At 64.2% G+C, this 18,595-nt stretch carries 15 protein-coding genes; 4 read left to right on the forward strand and 11 right to left on the reverse strand.

Annotated features, from left to right (window positions below; all coding sequences use genetic code 11):
- Nucleotides 1-93: 93 nt before the first annotated feature.
- Entirely contained in the window at nt 94-2,451 is a 2,358-nt protein-coding gene (locus tag LDO54_RS30155) for a tetratricopeptide repeat protein (RefSeq protein WP_224014903.1), read from the reverse strand.
- Nucleotides 2,452-2,779: 328 nt separating this feature from the next.
- Here LDO54_RS30155 and adhP point away from each other — a divergent pair, with 328 nt between their 5' ends.
- Complete coding sequence (adhP, locus tag LDO54_RS30160) at nt 2,780-3,808, forward strand: alcohol dehydrogenase AdhP (RefSeq protein ID WP_224014905.1); 1,029 nt, start codon at nt 2,780-2,782, stop codon at nt 3,806-3,808.
- Between the two features lie 97 nt (nt 3,809-3,905).
- On the opposite strand, the gene LDO54_RS30165 is transcribed toward adhP, so the two are convergent.
- From LDO54_RS30165 to LDO54_RS30180, 4 genes are all read right to left on the reverse strand, one after another.
- A complete protein-coding gene (locus LDO54_RS30165) occupies nt 3,906-4,205 on the reverse strand; it encodes a putative quinol monooxygenase (protein WP_224014907.1) in 300 nt (99 codons plus the stop codon).
- Between the two features lie 62 nt (nt 4,206-4,267).
- Nucleotides 4,268-5,362 (reverse strand): NADH:flavin oxidoreductase/NADH oxidase, encoded by a 1,095-nt coding sequence (locus LDO54_RS30170; protein WP_224014909.1) that lies wholly within the window; start codon nt 5,360-5,362, stop codon nt 4,268-4,270.
- A gap of 242 nt (nt 5,363-5,604) precedes the next feature.
- Nucleotides 5,605-6,288 (reverse strand): type 1 glutamine amidotransferase domain-containing protein, encoded by a 684-nt coding sequence (locus LDO54_RS30175; RefSeq protein WP_224014911.1) that lies wholly within the window; start codon nt 6,286-6,288, stop codon nt 5,605-5,607.
- A 207-nt stretch (nt 6,289-6,495) separates the two neighbouring features.
- Nucleotides 6,496-7,098 (reverse strand): TetR/AcrR family transcriptional regulator, encoded by a 603-nt coding sequence (locus LDO54_RS30180; protein WP_224014913.1) that lies wholly within the window; start codon nt 7,096-7,098, stop codon nt 6,496-6,498.
- A gap of 187 nt (nt 7,099-7,285) precedes the next feature.
- On the opposite strand from LDO54_RS30180, the gene LDO54_RS30185 reads away from it, so the two are divergent.
- The gene (locus LDO54_RS30185; RefSeq protein WP_224014915.1) at nt 7,286-7,936 is read left to right on the forward strand and encodes an SGNH/GDSL hydrolase family protein; all 651 of its coding nucleotides are present in this window, start codon (nt 7,286-7,288) and stop codon (nt 7,934-7,936) included.
- 156 nt (nt 7,937-8,092) lie between these two features.
- On the opposite strand, the gene cyoD is transcribed toward LDO54_RS30185, so the two are convergent.
- From cyoD to LDO54_RS30210, 5 genes are all read right to left on the reverse strand, one after another.
- A complete protein-coding gene (gene cyoD, locus LDO54_RS30190; RefSeq protein ID WP_224014917.1) occupies nt 8,093-8,422 on the reverse strand; it encodes a cytochrome o ubiquinol oxidase subunit IV in 330 nt (109 codons plus the stop codon).
- Nucleotides 8,423-9,034 carry a cytochrome o ubiquinol oxidase subunit III gene (cyoC, locus tag LDO54_RS30195; protein WP_224014919.1) on the reverse strand — a complete coding sequence of 204 codons (612 nt, stop codon included), beginning with the start codon at nt 9,032-9,034 and terminating at the stop codon, nt 8,423-8,425.
- Complete coding sequence (gene cyoB, locus LDO54_RS30200) at nt 9,034-11,067, reverse strand: cytochrome o ubiquinol oxidase subunit I (RefSeq protein ID WP_224014921.1); 2,034 nt, start codon at nt 11,065-11,067, stop codon at nt 9,034-9,036. Before cyoB ends, cyoC begins: the two co-directional genes overlap by 1 nt.
- Before the next feature lie 7 nt (nt 11,068-11,074).
- Entirely contained in the window at nt 11,075-11,962 is an 888-nt protein-coding gene (gene cyoA, locus LDO54_RS30205) for a ubiquinol oxidase subunit II (protein ID WP_224015216.1), read from the reverse strand.
- A 356-nt stretch (nt 11,963-12,318) separates the two neighbouring features.
- Nucleotides 12,319-13,893: an NADH-quinone oxidoreductase subunit M gene (locus LDO54_RS30210; RefSeq protein ID WP_224014923.1), complete on the reverse strand. Its 1,575-nt coding sequence runs from the start codon at nt 13,891-13,893 to the stop codon at nt 12,319-12,321.
- Nucleotides 13,894-14,693: 800 nt separating this feature from the next.
- On the opposite strand from LDO54_RS30210, the gene LDO54_RS30215 reads away from it, so the two are divergent.
- Both LDO54_RS30215 and LDO54_RS30220 read left to right on the forward strand, forming a co-directional pair.
- Nucleotides 14,694-15,173: a hypothetical protein gene (locus LDO54_RS30215; protein ID WP_224014925.1), complete on the forward strand. Its 480-nt coding sequence runs from the start codon at nt 14,694-14,696 to the stop codon at nt 15,171-15,173.
- Nucleotides 15,174-15,372: 199 nt separating this feature from the next.
- On the forward strand, nt 15,373-16,878 hold the full coding sequence (locus tag LDO54_RS30220) for an MFS transporter (protein ID WP_224014927.1): 1,506 nt from the start codon (nt 15,373-15,375) through the stop codon (nt 16,876-16,878).
- A gap of 111 nt (nt 16,879-16,989) precedes the next feature.
- On the opposite strand, the gene LDO54_RS30225 is transcribed toward LDO54_RS30220, so the two are convergent.
- Nucleotides 16,990-18,357, reverse strand: coding sequence for a sugar efflux transporter (locus tag LDO54_RS30225; protein ID WP_224014929.1), 1,368 nt, complete (start codon nt 18,355-18,357; stop codon nt 16,990-16,992).
- Nucleotides 18,358-18,595 lie beyond the last annotated feature (238 nt).

Here is an 18,595-nt window from a genome sequence, read left to right on the forward strand (position 1 = left end):
CGCGCCGGGGAGCCGCCAGACCCGGTTTGTGGCGCGTCAAGCCTGCCGAACGGCCTACGCCGTTTGAATCGGCGTGAGGCCGTGCGGCTCGGTTTAGCTGCGTTGCGTCGCGCTCCACATCGTCTCGTAAGCCGACTCCATGCCGCGCGCGAATCGCGCGCCGTCCATGAGCGGCGACGCCTCCATGCGCGCGCGCAAGGTCGCCCGCAGGTTCGCCAGGCGCGGCAGATCGCTCGCGAGATCGGCCACGATCTGCACGAACGCCTCGTCCGACAACGCGGCCAGGTCGTCGAGACCCAGATTCGCCAGCTGCGACAGCCCCGCCCGTCCGGCGCAGGTCGTGCCGACGCGCGTGACCACCGGCACGCCCATCCACATGGCGTCGAGGCTCGTGGTGTGGCCGTTGTACGGCAGCGTATCGAGCGCCAGATCGATCTCGTGATACGTGCGCAGATAGGCGTCGCGCGGCTGGAACGGCACGAAACGCACACGCGACGCCTCGATGCCGTGACGCGCGAGACGGGCGAGCAAGCGCTCGCGCGCCTCGCCTTGCGCGGCCATCAGCAACAGACGCGCCTGCGGCAAGGCCGCGAACACGCCGGACCAGAGCGCGAGCGTCGCCTCGGTGAGCTTGCACGGATTGTTCAGGCTGCCGAGCGTGAGGTGTCCCGCCTGCGCGGCGGGCAGCGCGTTGACGGCGGGCTCGCTCGTGAGCGGGTCATAGCACCAGAACGTGTCGGGCAGACGGTGCGTGCGTTCGGTGTAGTGCGTGTCGTGTTCAGCGGGATCGAGATGCGGATCGGTGAGCCGGTAGCCGATCGCATCGAGCCCCGTCGTGCCCGGATACGCGAGCCACGCGACCTGCACCGGCGCGGGCTGGCGCGCGAACAGCAAGGGACGGCCATCGGCCATATGCATCGCGAGATCGACGAGGATATCGATGCCGTCCGCGCGAATGCGCGCCGCGAGCGCCGCGTCGTCGAGCGGGCGCACGTCGTGCCAGACGTCCACGTGCGCCGCGAGACGCGCGGTGGTGTCGTCCGGGCGCACGACGCTCGAATACGCGTGAATCTCGAAGCGGCTTCTATCGTGATTCGCGAGCAAAGGCGTCATGAACAATGCCTGGCAATGCTCACGAAAATCCGACGACACATAACCGATCCGCAGCCGCCGCCCTTGCGCGCTGCGCGGCGCGTGCGCAATGCGTTCGGCACGCAACGGCGCTTCGTGCTGCGCGGCGAAGCGGCGCGCTTCGGCGGCAATTTCCTCGCCATCGAACGATTGAAAAGACAACGCATACAGCAGATTGCTGTGCGCGGTGAGATTGCCCGGATCGCTCGCCACCGCCTGCCTGAAGCACGCGACGCCTTCGTCCAGTTCGCCGCAATCCTTGAACACGTTGCCGAGATTGTTGAGTGTGGGCGAATGCCGCGGCGCGAGCGCGAGCGCCTGGCTCAACAACGCGCGGGCCGCATCCTGATGCCCGAGCGCGCGATGCAGATTGGCCGCGTTGTTATAGGCATCGACGAAATCGGGGCGCGCCTGAATGGCCGCTTCGAACGCATCCATCGCGGCCTTGTGCTCGCCGAGTTCGCGGCACACGTTGCCGAGATTGTTCGCGGCCTCCGCATGCGCGGGGTCGAGCGCGAGCGCGCGCCGATACTGCGCCTGCGCCTCGCGTTGCTGCCCGAGCGCGTGCAGCGCGTTGCCGTAGTTGTAAGCCGCCGGCGCGAAATCGGGCGCGAGGGCCACCGCGCGCGCGAGCACGTCGGCGGCTTCCTGCGTCTGCGCCTCGTCCATCAGCAGCGCACCGAGATTCACGAGCGCGGCCGCCGATCCGGGCGCAACCGCCACGGCCTCGCGTAGCAACGGCAGCGCCTGCGCGCGTTGACCTTGCGCTTGCAGCAAGGTGCCGAGATTGGTGAGCGCGTCGGCGTTGCCGGGCTGCGCCGCGAGCGCACGCGCGTACGCGGCCTGCGCGAGCGCGGGTTCGCCGAGCAGACGGCGGCAATTGCCGAGATTGTTGAGCGCGTCGGCGCGCTGCGGATCGCGCTGCGCCACGCCTTCCCACGCGAGCGCGGCGTCGCGCACGGCGCCCTGCGCCTGCAACGCGCTGGCGAGGCCGAACCAGTGGTCGGCGTCGGCGGCATCTTCGTCGATCAGGCCGCGATAGGTCGACGCGGCCTCGGCATGCCGCTGCGCGAACGCCAGCGCCTGCCCCAGCGCCTCACGATAACGCCGGTTGCCCGGTTCGATCTCAAGCGCTTTCGTCAGCCGCTCGATAGCGTCCTGAAAGCGATTTTCCTGAATGCCGATGACCGCAAGCCGGAATTGCGCGGCGCCATGCGCCGGATCGATGCCGACGATCTGTGTGTAAAGCTCACGCGCCTGTGCGAGGTGGCCCGCAATATGCTGTTCATGCGCGCGCTGAAAAAGTTCTTCGGTCTGCATCCAGGTAAGCCAGTCGATGTGCAATGCCTCGATTGTAATCGGACGCCGTGGCGGTTCAGGAATCCGCCGGAATGACAATTTTCAGCGCCGGCAATTTAATTCGGAATCCGATTCAAATATCACCGCCATGAGGTTTCCATTCACTTTCGTTAATAAACATCGAATTTGAATTTCGTCGATTTCGCATGCGCAAGCTCAACGCATTGCATTGTGCTTTTCGGCACACTGCCTACGTGTTGAAAGCGTGTCCGCCATGGCAAAACGCAGGCACGCATGCACGATGCATGCACCGCTTTCGCGCTTTACCCCCATCAACAGGAGCCCGACGATGAGCAAGACTATGCAAGCCGCGGTGGTTCGCGCGTTCGGAAAACCCCTCGTGATCGAGGAAGTGGCGATTCCCGAACCGGGCCCCGGCGAAATCCTCGTGAAGATCGAAGCGTGCGGCGTCTGCCATACCGACCTGCACGCCGCGCACGGCGACTGGCCCGTGAAGCCGGAACCGCCCTTCATTCCAGGGCACGAAGGCGTGGGCTACGTCGTGGGCGTGGGCAGCGGCGTCAAGCACGTGAAGGAAGGCGACCGCGTGGGCATTCCGTGGCTCTACTCGGCTTGCGGCCATTGCGAACATTGTCTCGGCGGCTGGGAAACGCTCTGCGAACAGCAGAAAAACACGGGCTATTCGGTCAACGGCGGCTTCGCGCAATACGCAAAAGCCGACGCCAATTACGTGGGCCTGCTGCCCAAGGGCGTCGATTTCATCGACGTCGCGCCGGTGCTTTGCGCGGGCGTTACGGTCTACAAGGGCCTCAAGGTCACCGACACGCGGCCCGGCAACTGGGTCGTCATCTCGGGCATCGGCGGGCTCGGCCATATGGCGGTGCAATACGCGCGCGCGATGGGACTCAACGTTGCAGCCGTCGACGTCGACGACGCCAAGCTCGAACTCGCGAAGCGTCTCGGCGCCACCGTCACCGTCAACGCGAAAACCACCGACCCGGCGGCATATCTGAAGAAGGAAATCGGCGGCGCACATGGCGTGCTCGTCACGGCGGTGTCGCCCATCGCGTTCTCGCAGGCGCTGGGCATGGTGCGGCGCGGCGGCACGGTGTCGCTGAACGGCCTGCCGCCCGGCGACTTCCCGCTGCCCATCTTCGACATGGTCTTGAGCGGCGTCACCGTGCGCGGCTCGATCGTCGGCACGCGCCTCGACCTCGAAGAGTCGCTGATGTTCGCGCAGGAAGGCAAGGTCAAGGCCACCGTGAGCACCGACAAGCTCGATAACATCAACGACATTTTCGCGCGTATGGAACGCGGCGCGATTGAAGGCCGCGTGGTGCTCGATTTCGCGAGTTGAGTGAATACGCGACGCACGCATTCGCTACGTTAAAGCGTTCGCGAATAAAAAAACGCCGGGCACGAAAGCCCGGCGTTTTCATTTCAGCGCAGCGATATCAAGCTGCGATATCCACGCCATTCAGCAACTTGACGTCCACGGGTTCCGCCAGCCAATCGCCGATCTTCGCGCGGAACGCCACGTAATGCGGGCTGTCGCGATGCGCCTGGATGGCCGCTTCGTCCGCATAGGTTTCGTAGACGTGAAAGCCCGGCGTGCCGTCCGCGCGGCGCAGCAGGTCGTAGCGCAGATTGCCCGGCTCACGGCGCGAATGAACCACCATATTGCGCAGTTCCGCTTCGAGGTCGCCGACGTGTTCGGCCTTCGGCGTAATGCTTGCAAAGATGTAGATGCTCATCGTTGTTTCCTGTCGTCAACGAAGTTTCCGATCGGCACATTGCCGACCGGTGCGAGGCGCGCTCAGGCCTTGTAGCGTTCGAGCCAGTGCGCGTACGGTGCGGGCAGCGTCCAGGCCGCGCGCTCGACGTTGAGCTGCTGCGCGGCGAAGTACGGCCAATGCGGGTTGGCCAGATGCGCGCGGCCGACCATCACGAGATCGAGTTGCTCCGACGCCACCGAACGCTCGGCCAGTTCCGGCGTGCCGATGCCCCACGCCGACGAGACCGGCAGGCCGGTTGCGCGGCGCACCTTCTGCGCGATCGGCGCGAGGAACGCGGGCGCCCACGGAATCTGCGCGGCGGGCGTCGAAAAACCAACGCTCACGCTCAGCATATCGAGGCCTTCGCGCTTGAAATTCTTCGCGAGTTCGATCGACTCGGCGAGCGTCTGCTCGTCGCGGCCATCGTACTCGATCACGCCGAAACGCGCCGTCAGCGGCAGATGTTCCGGCCAGACCTTGCGCACGGCGGCGAGCGTTTCCAGCAGGAAACGGCTGCGGTTTTCGAGGCTGCCGCCATAGGCGTCGTCGCGCTGGTTCGAATGCTCCGAGAAGAAGCTTTGGCCCAGATAGCCGTGCGCGAAATGTAGTTCGAGCCATTCGAAGCCCGCGTCGAGCGCGCGCTTCGCGGCGGCGACGAAGTCCTCGCGCACGCGCGCGATATCGTCGAGCGTCATCGCCTGCGGAATCTTCGGCAGGTTCGCGCCGAACGGGATCGCCGAGGGCGCGATGGTCTGCCAGCCGCGCGCATCGCCTTCGGGAATATGGTCGTCGCCCTCCCACGGACGGTTCGCGCTCGCCTTGCGGCCAGCGTGCGCGATCTGGATGCCCGGCACCGAACCGGCCGCCTTGATCGCCTTCACGGTCGGCACGAATGCCTGGGCCTGCTCGTCGTTCCAGATGCCCGCGCAGCCCGGCGTGATGCGGCCTTCCGGCGATACGGCCGTGGCTTCGACGATCACGACGCCCGCGCCGCCGCGCGCGATCTGCGCGTAATGGACGTGGTGCCAGTCGTTGATCACGCCGTCGTCGGCCATGTACTGGCACATCGGCGGCACGGCGATACGGTTGCGCAGAGACACGTCCTTGAGCTTGAACGGTTCGAACAATGCAGACATCAACAGCTCTCCTGTGTCGACCCGGCCGGCGCACGAACGCCGCTGCGGGTCACATGAAAAATGGGTTCAGCCGGGCGCGGCTCGCAACGGGTGCGAGGGGCGCGGCGCTCACCCGCTATCAAAGCGAAAAACACGCAAACGCCCCGCCGCGTCGCGCGCGGCACATGGCGTTGCCGAAACAAAAGGGAAATCGAGGACGAAGACGGCGCGCGGACGAATCAGGCGCCGCCTTCGTTACCGGCTCACTGGCCCTTGAGCGCCGCGAGCAAGGCTTCGGCGACCGGCTCCGAGGAAGCCGGGTTCTGGCCCGTGATGAGCAGCCCGTCGACGGCGACGTGCGGCGCCCAGTCGGCGCCCTTGGTGTAGCGGCCGCCGTGGTCCTTGAGCATGTCCTCGACGAGGAACGGCACCACGTCGGTCAATCCCACGGCGGCTTCTTCGCTGTTCGCGAAACCGGTGACCGACTTGCCGGCCACGAGCGGCTTGCCGTCGGCGCCCTTCACGTGGCGCAGCACGCCCGGCGCGTGGCACACGGCCGCGACCGGCTTGCCCGCCGCGAGCGTCTTTTCGATCAGCGCGATCGAGACCGGATCTTCGGCGAGATCCCAGAGCGGACCGTGGCCGCCCGGATAGAACACCGCGTCGAAGTCGCTCGCGTCGATATCGGCGAGGCGCTTCGTGCTGGCCAGTTCGGCGCGCGCGGCGGCGTCCGCATCGAAGCGGCGCGTGGCGTCGGTCTGCGCAGACGGATCGCTGCTTTTCGGGTCGAGCGGCGGCTGGCCGCCCTTCGGCGAGGCGAGCGTGAGTTGCGCGCCGGCGTCGCGCAGCGCGTAGTACGGCGCGGCGAATTCCTCGAGCCAGAAGCCCGTCTTCTTGCCCGTGTTGCCGAGGTCTTCGTGCGAAGTCAAAACGATCAGTACCTTCATCGGCGTTCCTTGTTCGGTGATGTCCGGGCGCTTGCGCGTCCGTGCGAAACCGGCCCATGCGCGTGATCGCGCACGTTATTAGACCGGTCGTCTAGACCTTCGCCGCATCAAGCGGCCCTCTTTGCTGCGCCCGGCCAGCGGCGCTGTCTCTGTCTCGATGGATTGGGTTCGCGGCGCAGCGCTACGATGGCGCCGCTGCGCGTTCGATCACGTCGCGGGCGGCAGGTTCAACAAGGCGAGCGTCGTCGCCATCGCCGAATCGAGCGGGCTGCGGTCGCGGCGGATTTTTTCCATCAGCGTCGCGCCCAGCCAGAGTTCGTAGAGCGTCGCCGCCGTGCTCGAAGCGTTGCGCACGCCTTCGAGCGAACCGTCCGCGAGGCCTTCGTCGATACAGGCCGCGATACGCGCGATGATCTCGTCGGTGCCGCGGCGCAGGACCGCGCGCATCGGCTCCGAGAGGTCGCTGACTTCGGCGCCCAGTTTTACGGCGAGGCATTTGCCGTCGGGGCCGTCCGCGCACTGCATCGCGCGCCATTCCTCGAAGTAGCGCATCAGGCGCTCGCGCGCCGTGCCGGGCGCGCGCACGAGCTGCGCCTCCAGGCGTTCTGCATACTCGGAGAAATAGAACGTCAGCAAGGCTTCGCCGAACGACTCTTTCGAACCGAAATAGTGATAGAACGACCCTTTGGGCACGCCGGCCGCCGCGAGGATCTCGTTGAGACCGACGGCCGAAAAGCCCTTGCCCAGCAAAATGGGCATGGCGGTATCGAGGATGTGTTGCCGCACTTCCGCGGCTGGCGCTGCATTCATGGGAGGGCATGTTACAGGCCGATTAGACCAGTCGTCTAGGCTTCTCCCGATGGCCAACATGGTTATAGCGCCGGTCTGCCGCACCGGGTTGCAACGCCTGGTTGCTACACATTACGCAGTCGAGTCACACGAATGTTTCCGATCGGAAACCCTCTCCTCCCGCACACTTATTCTGGAGCGTAGACCCATGACGACACGCACCCTGCTCTGCTACGGCGATTCCAACACGCACGGCACCAAGCCGCTCAATCTCCCCGGCGTGCTCGAACGCTTCGGCCCCGCCGACCGCTGGCCCGGCGTGCTGGCCGAGACGCTCGGCGGCGGCTGGAAGATCATCGAGGAAGGCTTGCCCGCGCGCACCACCGTGCACGACGACCCGATCGAGGGCCGCCACAAGAACGGCCTCGCGTACCTGCGGCCATGCCTCGAAAGCCAGTTGCCCGTCGACGTGGTCGTGCTGATGCTCGGCACCAACGACCTCAAGACGCGCTTCTCGGTCACGCCCGCCGACATCGCCAATTCCGTCGACGTCCTGCTCGACACGCTGCTGGCCTGCCGCGCGGGTCCGGGCGGCGCCACCCCGCACGTGCTGCTGATGGCGCCGGTGCCGATCGAGGAAGTGGGTTTTCTCGGTGCGATCTTCACCGGCGGCGCGGCGAAATCGCGGCTGCTCGCGCCGCTTTACGAGCGCGTCGCGGTGAAATATGGCTCGGCGTTCCTCGACGCGGGCGAGTTCGCCACGGTCAGCCCGACCGACGGCATCCACTACGAGGCCGATCAGCATCACAAACTCGGCCGCGCGGTCGCCGGGATCGTGCGGCAGCGCTTCGGCACCTGAACGCGCGACATCGCGACAGCAATCACGAATAAAACGCACGCGGGCACGCCCCAAAAGAAAAACGCCGCCGGGCGCGAGCCCAGGCGGCGTTTTGCTTGTTGACGCATCCGGCGCTGATGCCGGATGCGGTTCAAGCCGATATCGCTGATCGAACGATCAACGCGACATCATGTTCATGCTGACGTTGTGCATGACCCACAGCGTACCGACGACCACGATCAGGACCGTCAACACCGTGAAGCCGAACGCGGTCACGTTCCAGCGCTGGCCCGACGACGTGTTCATGTGCAGGAAGAACATGAGGTGAACCACGATCTGCACCACAGCCAGCACGGCGAGGCCGAGCAGCGCGGTTTCGCGCGGGAAGCCGCCATGCAGCACGAGCCAGAACGAAGCGGCCGTGAGCACCACCGCCAGGACGAAACCGGCCACGTAGCTGCCTACGCTGCCATGGCTTTCTTCTTCATGGATGGAATGAGCACTCATTTAGATCACGCTCGCAAGATAAACAAAGGAGAACACGCAGATCCAGACGATGTCCAGAAAGTGCCAGAAGAGGCTCAGGCAAGCCAGGCGGCGGATTTCACGCTCGCCCAGCACCGGTGCCTTCACGGCCTGAACCATCAGCACGATCATCCAGATCATGCCCATCGTCACGTGGATACCGTGGGTGGCAACCAGCGTGAAGAACGACGACAGGAACGCGCTGCGCTGCGGACCATTGCCTTCGGCGATCATGTTCGCGAACTCATGCAGTTCGAAGTACAGGAACGTCGCGCCGAGCAGGAAGGTGATCGCCAGCCAGACCAGCACTTGACCCTTGCGCTGCTTGTGCGCGCCGATCATCGCAAAGCCGTACGTAATGGACGACAGCAGCAGCACTGCCGTTTCCATCGCGACGCCCTGGATGTCGAACAGGTCCTTGCCCGTCGGGCCGCCTGCGAACTGATTCTGCATCACGGCGAACACTGCGAACAGCGTGCCGAACAGAATACAGTCGGTCATCAGGTACAGCCAGAAACCGAACACCGAGTGTGACGGCGGGTGATCGTGGTGATCGTGCTCCGCGAGTGCGGCCGCACCAGTTTTCGTCAACATCAGTTGGCCTCCAGTGCTTCTTCAACCTTGCCACCGCGCTGCTTGTCAGCAAACGCCTTGACCAGTGCGCGACTACGCGCTTCTTCGTCTGCCCGAACCTTGGCGGCCGGGATGTAATAGCCTTCGTTCTTCTGGAAGCTATAAGCGATGGCCGTGCCGAGAATACCGACGAAGCCGACGATCATGAGCCACCAGATGTGCCAGATGCCAGCAAAGCCGAGCACCAGGCTGAAGAAACCGATGAACAGACCTGCGCTCGTGTTCGAGGGCATGTGGATATCGGTGTAATGCGTGTTCGCGACGTCCGGCGTTTCGCGGCCCGTTTCCTTCAGGTGCTGGAATTCATCGAGTTCCGACACGTTCGGGATAACCGGGAAGTTGTAGACCGGCGGCGGCGACGACATCGACCATTCCAGCGTACGGCCACCCCACGGATCGCCCGTCAGGTCGCGGTTTTCCGGCAGGTTGCGGTCGCGGATCGACACGTACAGCTGCATCAGCTGGTGAGCGATACCAATTGCCACGAGCACGGCGCCAACCCAGGCGATGATCATCCACGGATGCCATGCCGGATTGTCGTAGTGGTTCAGACGACGCGTTGCGCCCATGAAGCCCAGCACGTACAGCGGCGTGAAGGCAACGTAGAAGCCCACGAGCCAGAACCAGAACGCGCGCTTGCCCAGTTTTTCGTTCAGCTTGAAGCCGAACGCCTTCGGGAACCAGTAGTTGAAGCCGGCCAGGTAGCCGAACAGCACGCCGCCGATGATCACGTTGTGGAAGTGAGCAATCAGGAACAGCGAGTTGTGCAGCACGAAGTCCGCGCCCGGGATCGCCATCATCACGCCGGTCATGCCGCCGATGGTGAAGGTGACCATGAAGCCGAGCGTCCACAGCACCGACGAGTTGAACTCGAGGCGACCGCGGTAGATCGTGAACAGCCAGTTGAAGATCTTCACGCCCGTCGGGATCGAGATGATCATCGTGGCGATACCGAAGAACGCGTTGACGTCGGCGCCCGAACCCATCGTGAAGAAGTGGTGCAGCCAGACAACGAATGCCAGCACCATGATCGCGCAGGTTGCGTACACCATCGCCTTGTAGCCGAACAGCGGCTTCTTGGCGTAGGTCGCCACGACTTCCGAGAAGATACCGAACGCCGGCAGGATCAGGATGTACACCTCGGGGTGACCCCATGCCCAGATCAGGTTCAGGTACAGCATGGCGTTGCCGCCGCCGTCATTCGTGAAGAAGTGCGTACCGATGTAACGGTCCAGACCGAGCAGCGCGAGCGTGACGGTCAGGATCGGGAACGCAGCCATGATCAGCACGTTCGTGCACAGCGCCGTCCACGTGAACACCGGCATCTTCATCAGCGTCATGCCAGGAGCACGCATCTTGATGATGGTGACGAAGAAGTTCACGCCGGTCAGCAGCGTGCCGACACCCGAGATCTGCAGCGCCCACAGGTAGTAGTCGACCCCGACGCCTGGACTGTATGCCAGCTCCGAAAGCGGCGGATACGCGAGCCAGCCCGTCATGGCGAATTCACCGACGACCAGCGAGATCATCAGCAGGATTGCGCCAACGGCGGTCATCCAGAACGACAGCGAGTTCAGGAACGGGAACGCGACGTCGCGCGCACCGATCTGCAGCGGCACCACGATGTTCATCAGGCCAACCATGAAAGCCATGGCCATGAAGAAGATCATGATCACGCCGTGAGCCGTGAAGATCTGGTCGTAATGGTGCGGCGGCAGATAGCCCGGCGCGTTGTACGCGAGAGCCAGCTGGGTACGCATCATGATTGCGTCGGCGAAGCCGCGCAGCAGCATGATGAGGGCGAGAACGATGTACATCACGCCCAGACGCTTGTGGTCGACGCTCGTCAGCCACTCCGTCCACAGATATTTCCACTTACCGAGGTAAGTGATGCCACCGAGCACGAATGCGCCGATGAGTGCCATGCCGATCATCGTGCCGAGAATAATCGGCTCGTGATACGGAATGGCGTCCAGTGTAAGTTTTCCGAACATGCTTGGATTACCCCTTGGTCACGCAGGACGGGTCACTGAAATTCGTGACGTGGCCGTTGTTGTACTTCGCGATGATGTTGTTGAAGAGCTTCGGATCCACCGTCGAGAAGTACTCAACCGGCGCCTTTTCGCTCGGCTGCGCGACCGTCGCGTACTGGTCCATCGAAAGCTGCGTCGAGGACGCCTTGACCTTCTGAACCCACGCGTCGAAGTCTTGCTGGCTCGTGGCGAGCGTGCGGAACTTCATGTCCGAGAAACCCTTGCCGCTGAAGTTCGCCGAAAGGCCGGCGTAATCACCAGCTTGATCGGCGATCAGGTGCAGACGGGTCTGCATGCCTGCCATCGCGTAGACCTGGGTGCCCAGCTGCGGGATGAAGAACGAGTTCATCACCGAATCTGACGTGATGCTGAAGTTCACCGGCGTGCCGACCGGCACTGCCAGCTGGTTCACCGTCGCGATACCCAGATCCGGATAGATGAACAGCCACTTCCAGTCGAGCGCCACAACTTCGACGTTGATCGGCTTGACGTTCGATTCGAGCGGCTTGTACGGGTCGAGCTCGTGCGTGGTCTTCCACGTGAGCACGGCGAGGAACAGGATGATCAGCGAGGGGACCGTCCAGACGACAATTTCAATCGCCGTCGAGTGCGACCATTTCGGTGCGTAGGTGGCGCTGCGGTTGGAAGCGCGGTAGCGGTACGCGAACCACAGCGTCAGGATGATCACGGGGACCACCACAATCAGCATGGCCCAGGTGGAGGTCGCGATCAGCGACTTTTCCGCCATGCCCACGCTCCCTTTGGGGTCGAGGACTTCCAGATTGCAGCCGGAAAGACACATGGCCAATCCGGCGCTGACGGGAAGCAATAACCTTTGAAAGGTTGTTCTTTTCATCACGTTTGCCTGAATTTCATTCATTGAATAGTTCCGGGCACTACCCCTGACATCACGCAAAGGAAGCGCGACCGCATCATACAGCCGCTTTGATCAATAACAATCAATGAATGTTGAAAATGATCTTTGTCAAAACAAAAGTGAGACACTTTGTCACATGTGTTCGCGAGGTTCGTCGCGCCTCATCAACACACGCACGTCATGCCCTGCCCTCATTTCAACGCAGACTCGCCGCGGCTTTTTTTCCGAATTGAGAGATTCGGAAACTCTTGAACGCACACGCGCGCCGTGCCGCGAACACTCGCGGGACGGCGCGCGCTTGCGTCGTCATTCTTTAACTGCAGTGAACGTGCTGCTTACGTCGGCGAACGCTCGGTGAGCGAAACAGCACGAACGTCCGCACCCGCCGAACCGGCGCGCACGGCATCCGTGCTCGCGTTGGCGGCTTCGTCGGTCGGCTGCTTGGTGCGGCCGGCCTGCGCCACGAGGTTCGCGGCCGACAGCTCGATCGCGTCGGTCATGGGCTTCGGATAGATGCCCACCGCCAGCACCAGCGCGGCCAGCGAGGCGAAGATCAGCGTTTCGCGGCGGCCGATGTCGGTCAGCTTCGCGACGCCCTTGTTCGCCACCGCGCCGAAGATCACGCGCTTGTACATCCACAGCGTGTACGCGGCGCTCAGCACGACCGTGGTCGTGGCGATCGCGCCGATCCAGAAGTTCACGCGGATCGCGCCCACGATGACCATGAACTCGCCCACGAAACCCGAGGTGCCCGGCAGGCCGACGTTGGCCATGCAGAACAGCATCATGAAGGTCGCGTAGCGCGGCATCACGTTGACGACGCCGCCGTAAGCCGCGATCGTGCGCGTCTTGGTGCGGTCGAACAGCACGCCGACCGACAGCAGCAGCGCGCCCGAGACGAAGCCGTACGAAATCATCTGGACGATCGCGCCTTCGGTGCCGATCTGGTTGAAGAGGAACAGGCCGAGCGTGACGAGACCCATGTGGGCGACCGTCGAGTACGCGAGCAGCTTGGTCATGTCGGTCTGCGCGAGCGCGAGCAGGCTCGAGTACACCACCGCCACCAGCGACATCGTGATGATCACGGGCGCGAAGAAGTGCGCGGCGTCCGGCGTGATCGGCAGCGTGAAGCGCAGGAAGCCGTAGCCGCCGAGCTTGAGCATCGCCATCAGCACGGTCGCGCCGGTGGGCGCTTCGAGGTGGACGTCGGGCAGCCAGGTGTGGAACGGCCACATCGGCACCTTGACCGCGAAGGCCGCGAAGAAGCCGATGAAGACCAGCAGCTGCGGCACGAAGCCGAGCGCCGTGAGGTTATGCCACGCCGACATGTCGAACGTGTGCGACTGGCTGTACAGGTACAGCATCGACAGCAGCATCAGCAGCGAGCCGCCGAACGAGAAGAAGAAGAACTTGACCGCGGCGTACGTGCGGCGCGCATGGCCCCACGTGCCGATCAGCAGGTACAGCGGGATCAGCGTGGCTTCGAAGAACACGAAGAACAGCATGCCGTCCGTCGCTGCGAAGGTGCCGACCATCAGGCCCGAGAGGATCAGGAACGCGCCGAAGTACTGGGCGACGCGCACGGTGATCGACTCCCACGAGGCGATCACGATCACCAGCGTCGTGAACGCGGTGAGCACGACCAGCCACATCGAAATGCCATCGATCCCCAGACGCCAGGCCACGCCGAACTCGGGCAGCCAGTTGCGGAACTCGACGAACTGCATGCCGGCTTGATGGTTGTCGAAGCCGCTGATGAGCGGCAGCGTCAGCAGCAGACCGACGATGGAGCCGATCAGCGAAAGCCAGCGCGCGCGCTGCGGATGACGATCCGACCCGAGGCGCAGCACAGCCACGCCGAACAGGATGGGAATCCAGATCGCCAGACTCAGAAATGGAACGGATTGCATTTCAACAGGACCTTAAAAATGCGGAGCAAATAGCTTCGTCAGCGCGCCGCCCGGGCGCAAGCAATTTGAAAGATTGACGCGGGGTGAAAATCGAACCGGGCCGGCTGTAATGTATTTGTCAGCTGAGCGGCGAAATGCAACACACGTTCAAGGGTTAACGAGCGTAAACGGAATACGGAACTTTTGCAGCGCAACAATGCGAGCCGGATCGAAGATTGATACAAGTCATTGTTTTTATTCGAGTTTATACTACGAAGAAAAACAACGAAACGGTCGCTCAAGGCTGTTTTTCACTCCGAAATCACCCGTTTCGACCTCGCAAGGCCCGTCAGGCGCGGCATGCTGTCGCGCAGCGCGGGCTGAATAATACATTACTTGTATCTTTCGTTTCAATTACTTAGACGCGCGAGCCCTACCCTTACGCTCGCCGAAAACCGCATCCGGCCCCGTCTTCCGGGCAGTTGTCGGACGCTTGTCGGACGCTTGCGCAGCGCAAAAAAAAAGCCCCGGCCGTATGCGGGCAGGGGCGAAACTCTCACGATGCGCCAGCGACGCTGGAACACGCATGGACCCACTGTAGCGGGTTGCGGCCCCCGAATTAAGCGGGCCGCCTGGAAGAGTCCTTTCCGTGCGTGCGCAATCCAGCGAAGCTCGGACGCCATGCGCATTAAATATCAAATGAGAATCATTTGCATTTGATAAAAAATTGCCGCATCATGGAGCCCATGCCGGCGAGACCGGCACCGAATGCTGTGAGCGCGGAGCGTCCGCGCCACCCTTGACCGTTCGCCGGAGGCCCCATGAACTACACCGCCCCGTTCACGAGAAACGACACCCTGATCGACGATACCTTCGTCCATCATCCCGACACCGCCGAGCAAACCGTGCTGCGCGCCGTGCGCACCTGGCTGCGTCCGCATTGCGACGCCTACGGCAAGGACGAAAGCTGGCGCGGCGTGCTGGCCGACGCCGGCCTCGCCGTCGACGGCATCGGCCACTTCGACCTGCTGATGGGCACGCTGTGCCGCGCCTCGTGCCGTCCGCTCGACACGCGCTGCCGCTGCGCCTCGGAGCTGGCCAAGGACGAAGGCTCGCTGCTCCAGGTGATCGCGCTGCTGCAATCGACGCGCAGCGAAGCCGCCGTGCAGCTGCTCAACGACTGGCTGCCGATGCCGAGCGTGAGCGGCATGCTCAAGACCGCGCGCTGGTTCGCGATCGCCCTGCTCGACGCGGGCGTGCAACTGAGCGACCGCGCGCGCCGTGTGACTTATATGCACTGACTCGATGCACTGATTCGATGCACTGCCCCGCCGGCGCGCCAGAAGCGCCGGCCCAACGCGCCCGGCCCGGACACCGGCCGCGGGGTATGAGCTCATAACGAAAAACGATTTGGGCGCGCGCGCCGCCACCGGTAGCATCTGCGCCTTCGTCCGGCATTGCGCCGCCCGCCGTTTTCGTTGTTCCTCGTAGCCGCTTCGCATGTCCGCCTCGTCCGCTTCCGCTTCTCCTTCCTCCTCGTCCGCCGGCCGGCCGCTCATCCGCAGCGCCGCCGACGTCTCGCGGCTCGTCAACGCAGGCGGCGCGCCCGGCAGCAACGCGCGCATCGTCGTCGCGATCGCGCTGGGCGGCGTGTTCCTCGACGCCTATGACCTGGGCGCCCTCGCCTTCGGCCTCAAGGACGTCGCGCGCGAATTCTCGCTGACGCCCGCCGGCACCGGCTTCGTGGCCTCGGCGATCACCTTCGGCGCGATCGTCGGCGCGTTCCTCGGCGGCTTCCTGACCGACCGCATCGGCCGCTACCGCGTGTTCATGGCCGACATGTTCTTCTTCGTGATCGCCGCGATCGCCTGCGCGCTCGCGCCCAACGCGTGGGTGCTGGGCGGCGCGCGCTTCGTGATGGGCCTCGGCGTCGGCATCGACCTGCCCGTGGCGATGGCCTTCCTCGCCGAGTTCTCGCGCCTCGCGGGACGCGGCAACAAGGCCGCGCGGGTGGCGATGTGGTGCCCCGTCTGGTACGCGGCGATCAGCGTCTCCTATCTGCTCGTGCTCGCACTGTACTCGACGCTGCCCGCCTCGCATTCGCATCTGCTGTGGCGCCTGACGCTCGGCTTCGGCGCGGTGCCGGCGCTCGTCATCATCGCGATCCGCAGCCGCTATATCAGCGAGTCGCCCGTGTGGGCCGCGAACCAGGGCGATCTCGCCGATGCCGCGCGCATCCTCAAGCGCTCCTACGGCATCGACGCCGAAGTCGCGCCCGAAGCGCTGCAGGCCGCCGCCGCGAAGCCCGCGCGCGTAGCGTCGTTGAAGAATTACGGCGCGCTGATGCGCGGCGTCTACGCGCGACGCACGGCGCTCGCGACGGTGATCGGCGTGGCCTCTTCGTTCGCGTACAACGCGGTCGCATTCGGCCTGCCCGTGATCATTTCGAGCTTTCTCGCACAGTCGATGCTGACCACCATCCTCGCCTCGCTCGCGCTCAACCTGGGTTTTGCGTTCGTCGGCGGGATGATCGCGGTGCGCACGGTGCCGCGCTTCGGCGCGTGGAAGATGACGGTCTGGGGCTACACGATCCAGTTCTGCGCGCTCGTGGGTCTCGCGGTTGTCGGCAAGCCCGCGACGACGCCGGAAGTCGTGAGCGCGGTCGCGCTGCTCGCCGCCTTCCTGTTCGGCCAGGGCATCGGGCCCGGCTCGCACAGCATGACGTTCGCATCGCTCGGCTATCCGACCTCGCTGCGCGGCGTGGGCGTGGGCCTGAACCAGACGCTGATGCGCGCAAGCTCGACGGTATCGCTGTTCCTGTTCCCCGTGCTCGCCGCCGCGCTCAGCACGCGCGTGTTCTGGATCATCGCGATCGCGCCGCTCGCCGGACTCGCGGCGCTGCTCGCGGTGCGTTGGGAACCGTCGGGCTACGACGTCGATGCCGAAGATTTCGCCGATGACGCGGCCAGCACGAACGCGGTTCGCGTGGCGGAAACGGTGCAGTAAATCCGCATGAAATAAGGTTTGAAATGCGGCGCGTTCATCGCGCCGTTTTTCATTGGCGGATCATTATTTCGGATGCCTGATCGATCAGGCAACTTACACCAGCACGCCGATTCAATCGCGACGCGTGCGCGACATCACCCGCTCGCGCAGAAACCGCTGTATCGCGCGCGCCATCTTCGGATATTGTTCGCCCGGCACCGCGAACAGCACGAGCGCGCACAGCGCAAGCACGCCGCAAAACAGGAACGTGCCGCGATAACCGAAAGCCTGCACGAGCATGCCCGACAGCACGCCCGAAAGAATCGAACCGAGCCGCGACGCATTGAAGAACAGCGCCGTCGCGCGCCCCGGCGATTCGGGCATCAGATCCTGCACGTAAGTCATGCCGAGACATGAGGTCACGGCGACCACGAAGGCGTTGAGAATCTGCATCGGGATGAGCGCGTTCACGCCAGGCGCCGCCGCCATCGACGCGAAGTAGACCGCGTGCACCACCGCGCAGGCCGCGAGCCAGTTCGGCTTGTTGAGCTTCGACGCCTTCGCGCCCAGCGCGAGCATCATCGGAATCTCCATGAACGCGCCAAGACCGAGCATGATCGAGACGTCGATGCGCGTGCCGTCCAGCCCGTGCACGATGTAGAGCGGCAGCACGATCATCGTCGCGTTGGCCGCGAGACCGATCAGCGTGAGCGCCACGACGGCGCGCATGATGTCCTTCTGCGTGGCCTCGGGCGTACTCGGATGCACGCGCTGCGTCACGGCGGGCTGCACTTCGGCCTGCGTGAGCGGCTGGCCCTCGTACGGCGCGATGGCCTCCTCGGCGATTTCCTGCGCCACCTCCTGCGCCGTGGGCCGCGTCATCAGATGCTGGGTGGCGTGCTCGTCGGCGCGCGGCTCGCGCATGCGCCAGACGATGAAACCGCACGCCGCGAAGCTCGCCGCCGCGAACAGAAAGAGACCGTAGAAGCTCGTGGCCGCCAGCACCAGCGCGCCCACCGCCGGGCCGAACACCCACGCCGCCGAGAGGATCGTGCGCAGCGTCGCGCTGGCGAAGGTGCGCTCGGCGTCGTCGGCGCAGGGCAGCGCCGCGCGGCTGAACGAGAACACCAGCGACAGCGCGCATCCGCCCGCGCCGATGAACGCGATGCCGACCACCAGCAGCAAGCGGTAGTCACGCACGATGCATAGACAGATATAGCCGAGCGTGGCCGCGCATAACGAGGCGAGCAGCAGCGGACGATGCTTGCCCGTGGCGTCGCTCCAGCGGCCCGCCGCCGTGCTGGCGATCACGCCGCTCATGGCGATCGTCGTCATGAACAGGCCAAGCCGCAGGGGTGTCATGCCCGCGCGCTCGACGCCGAACAGCGAGAGATATGGCGCGGTGAACGACATCGCCACGCCGAGCATCAGGGTGGCGCCGGCAAGCGGCAGGAAACCGGGGATATGCAGGAGACCGACAAAGCGCGAGTTCTTGAGCACGGCGCGATGGAGAGTGGCGAGGGAAAGGCCGCGACGCGCGGGGTGCGTCGTCAGGCGTATCGAACGAGATTATCGGGTGGAATCGCGGATGCGCGCAACTCGGGTGTTACCGATATCAGAGTTTGGGGTGGGTTGATGGGAAATGTTCGGGCTGTGCGAGGTTTTGGGTGATGCAATATTTGCAGGGATCCCTCTGGGCGGCGGTTGTTTTTACAAATCGACGCTGTATCGACTCCCG

The sequence above is a fragment of the Paraburkholderia tropica genome (genome assembly GCF_914484835.1).
Classification (GTDB): Bacteria; Pseudomonadota; Gammaproteobacteria; order Burkholderiales; family Burkholderiaceae; genus Paraburkholderia; species Paraburkholderia tropica_A.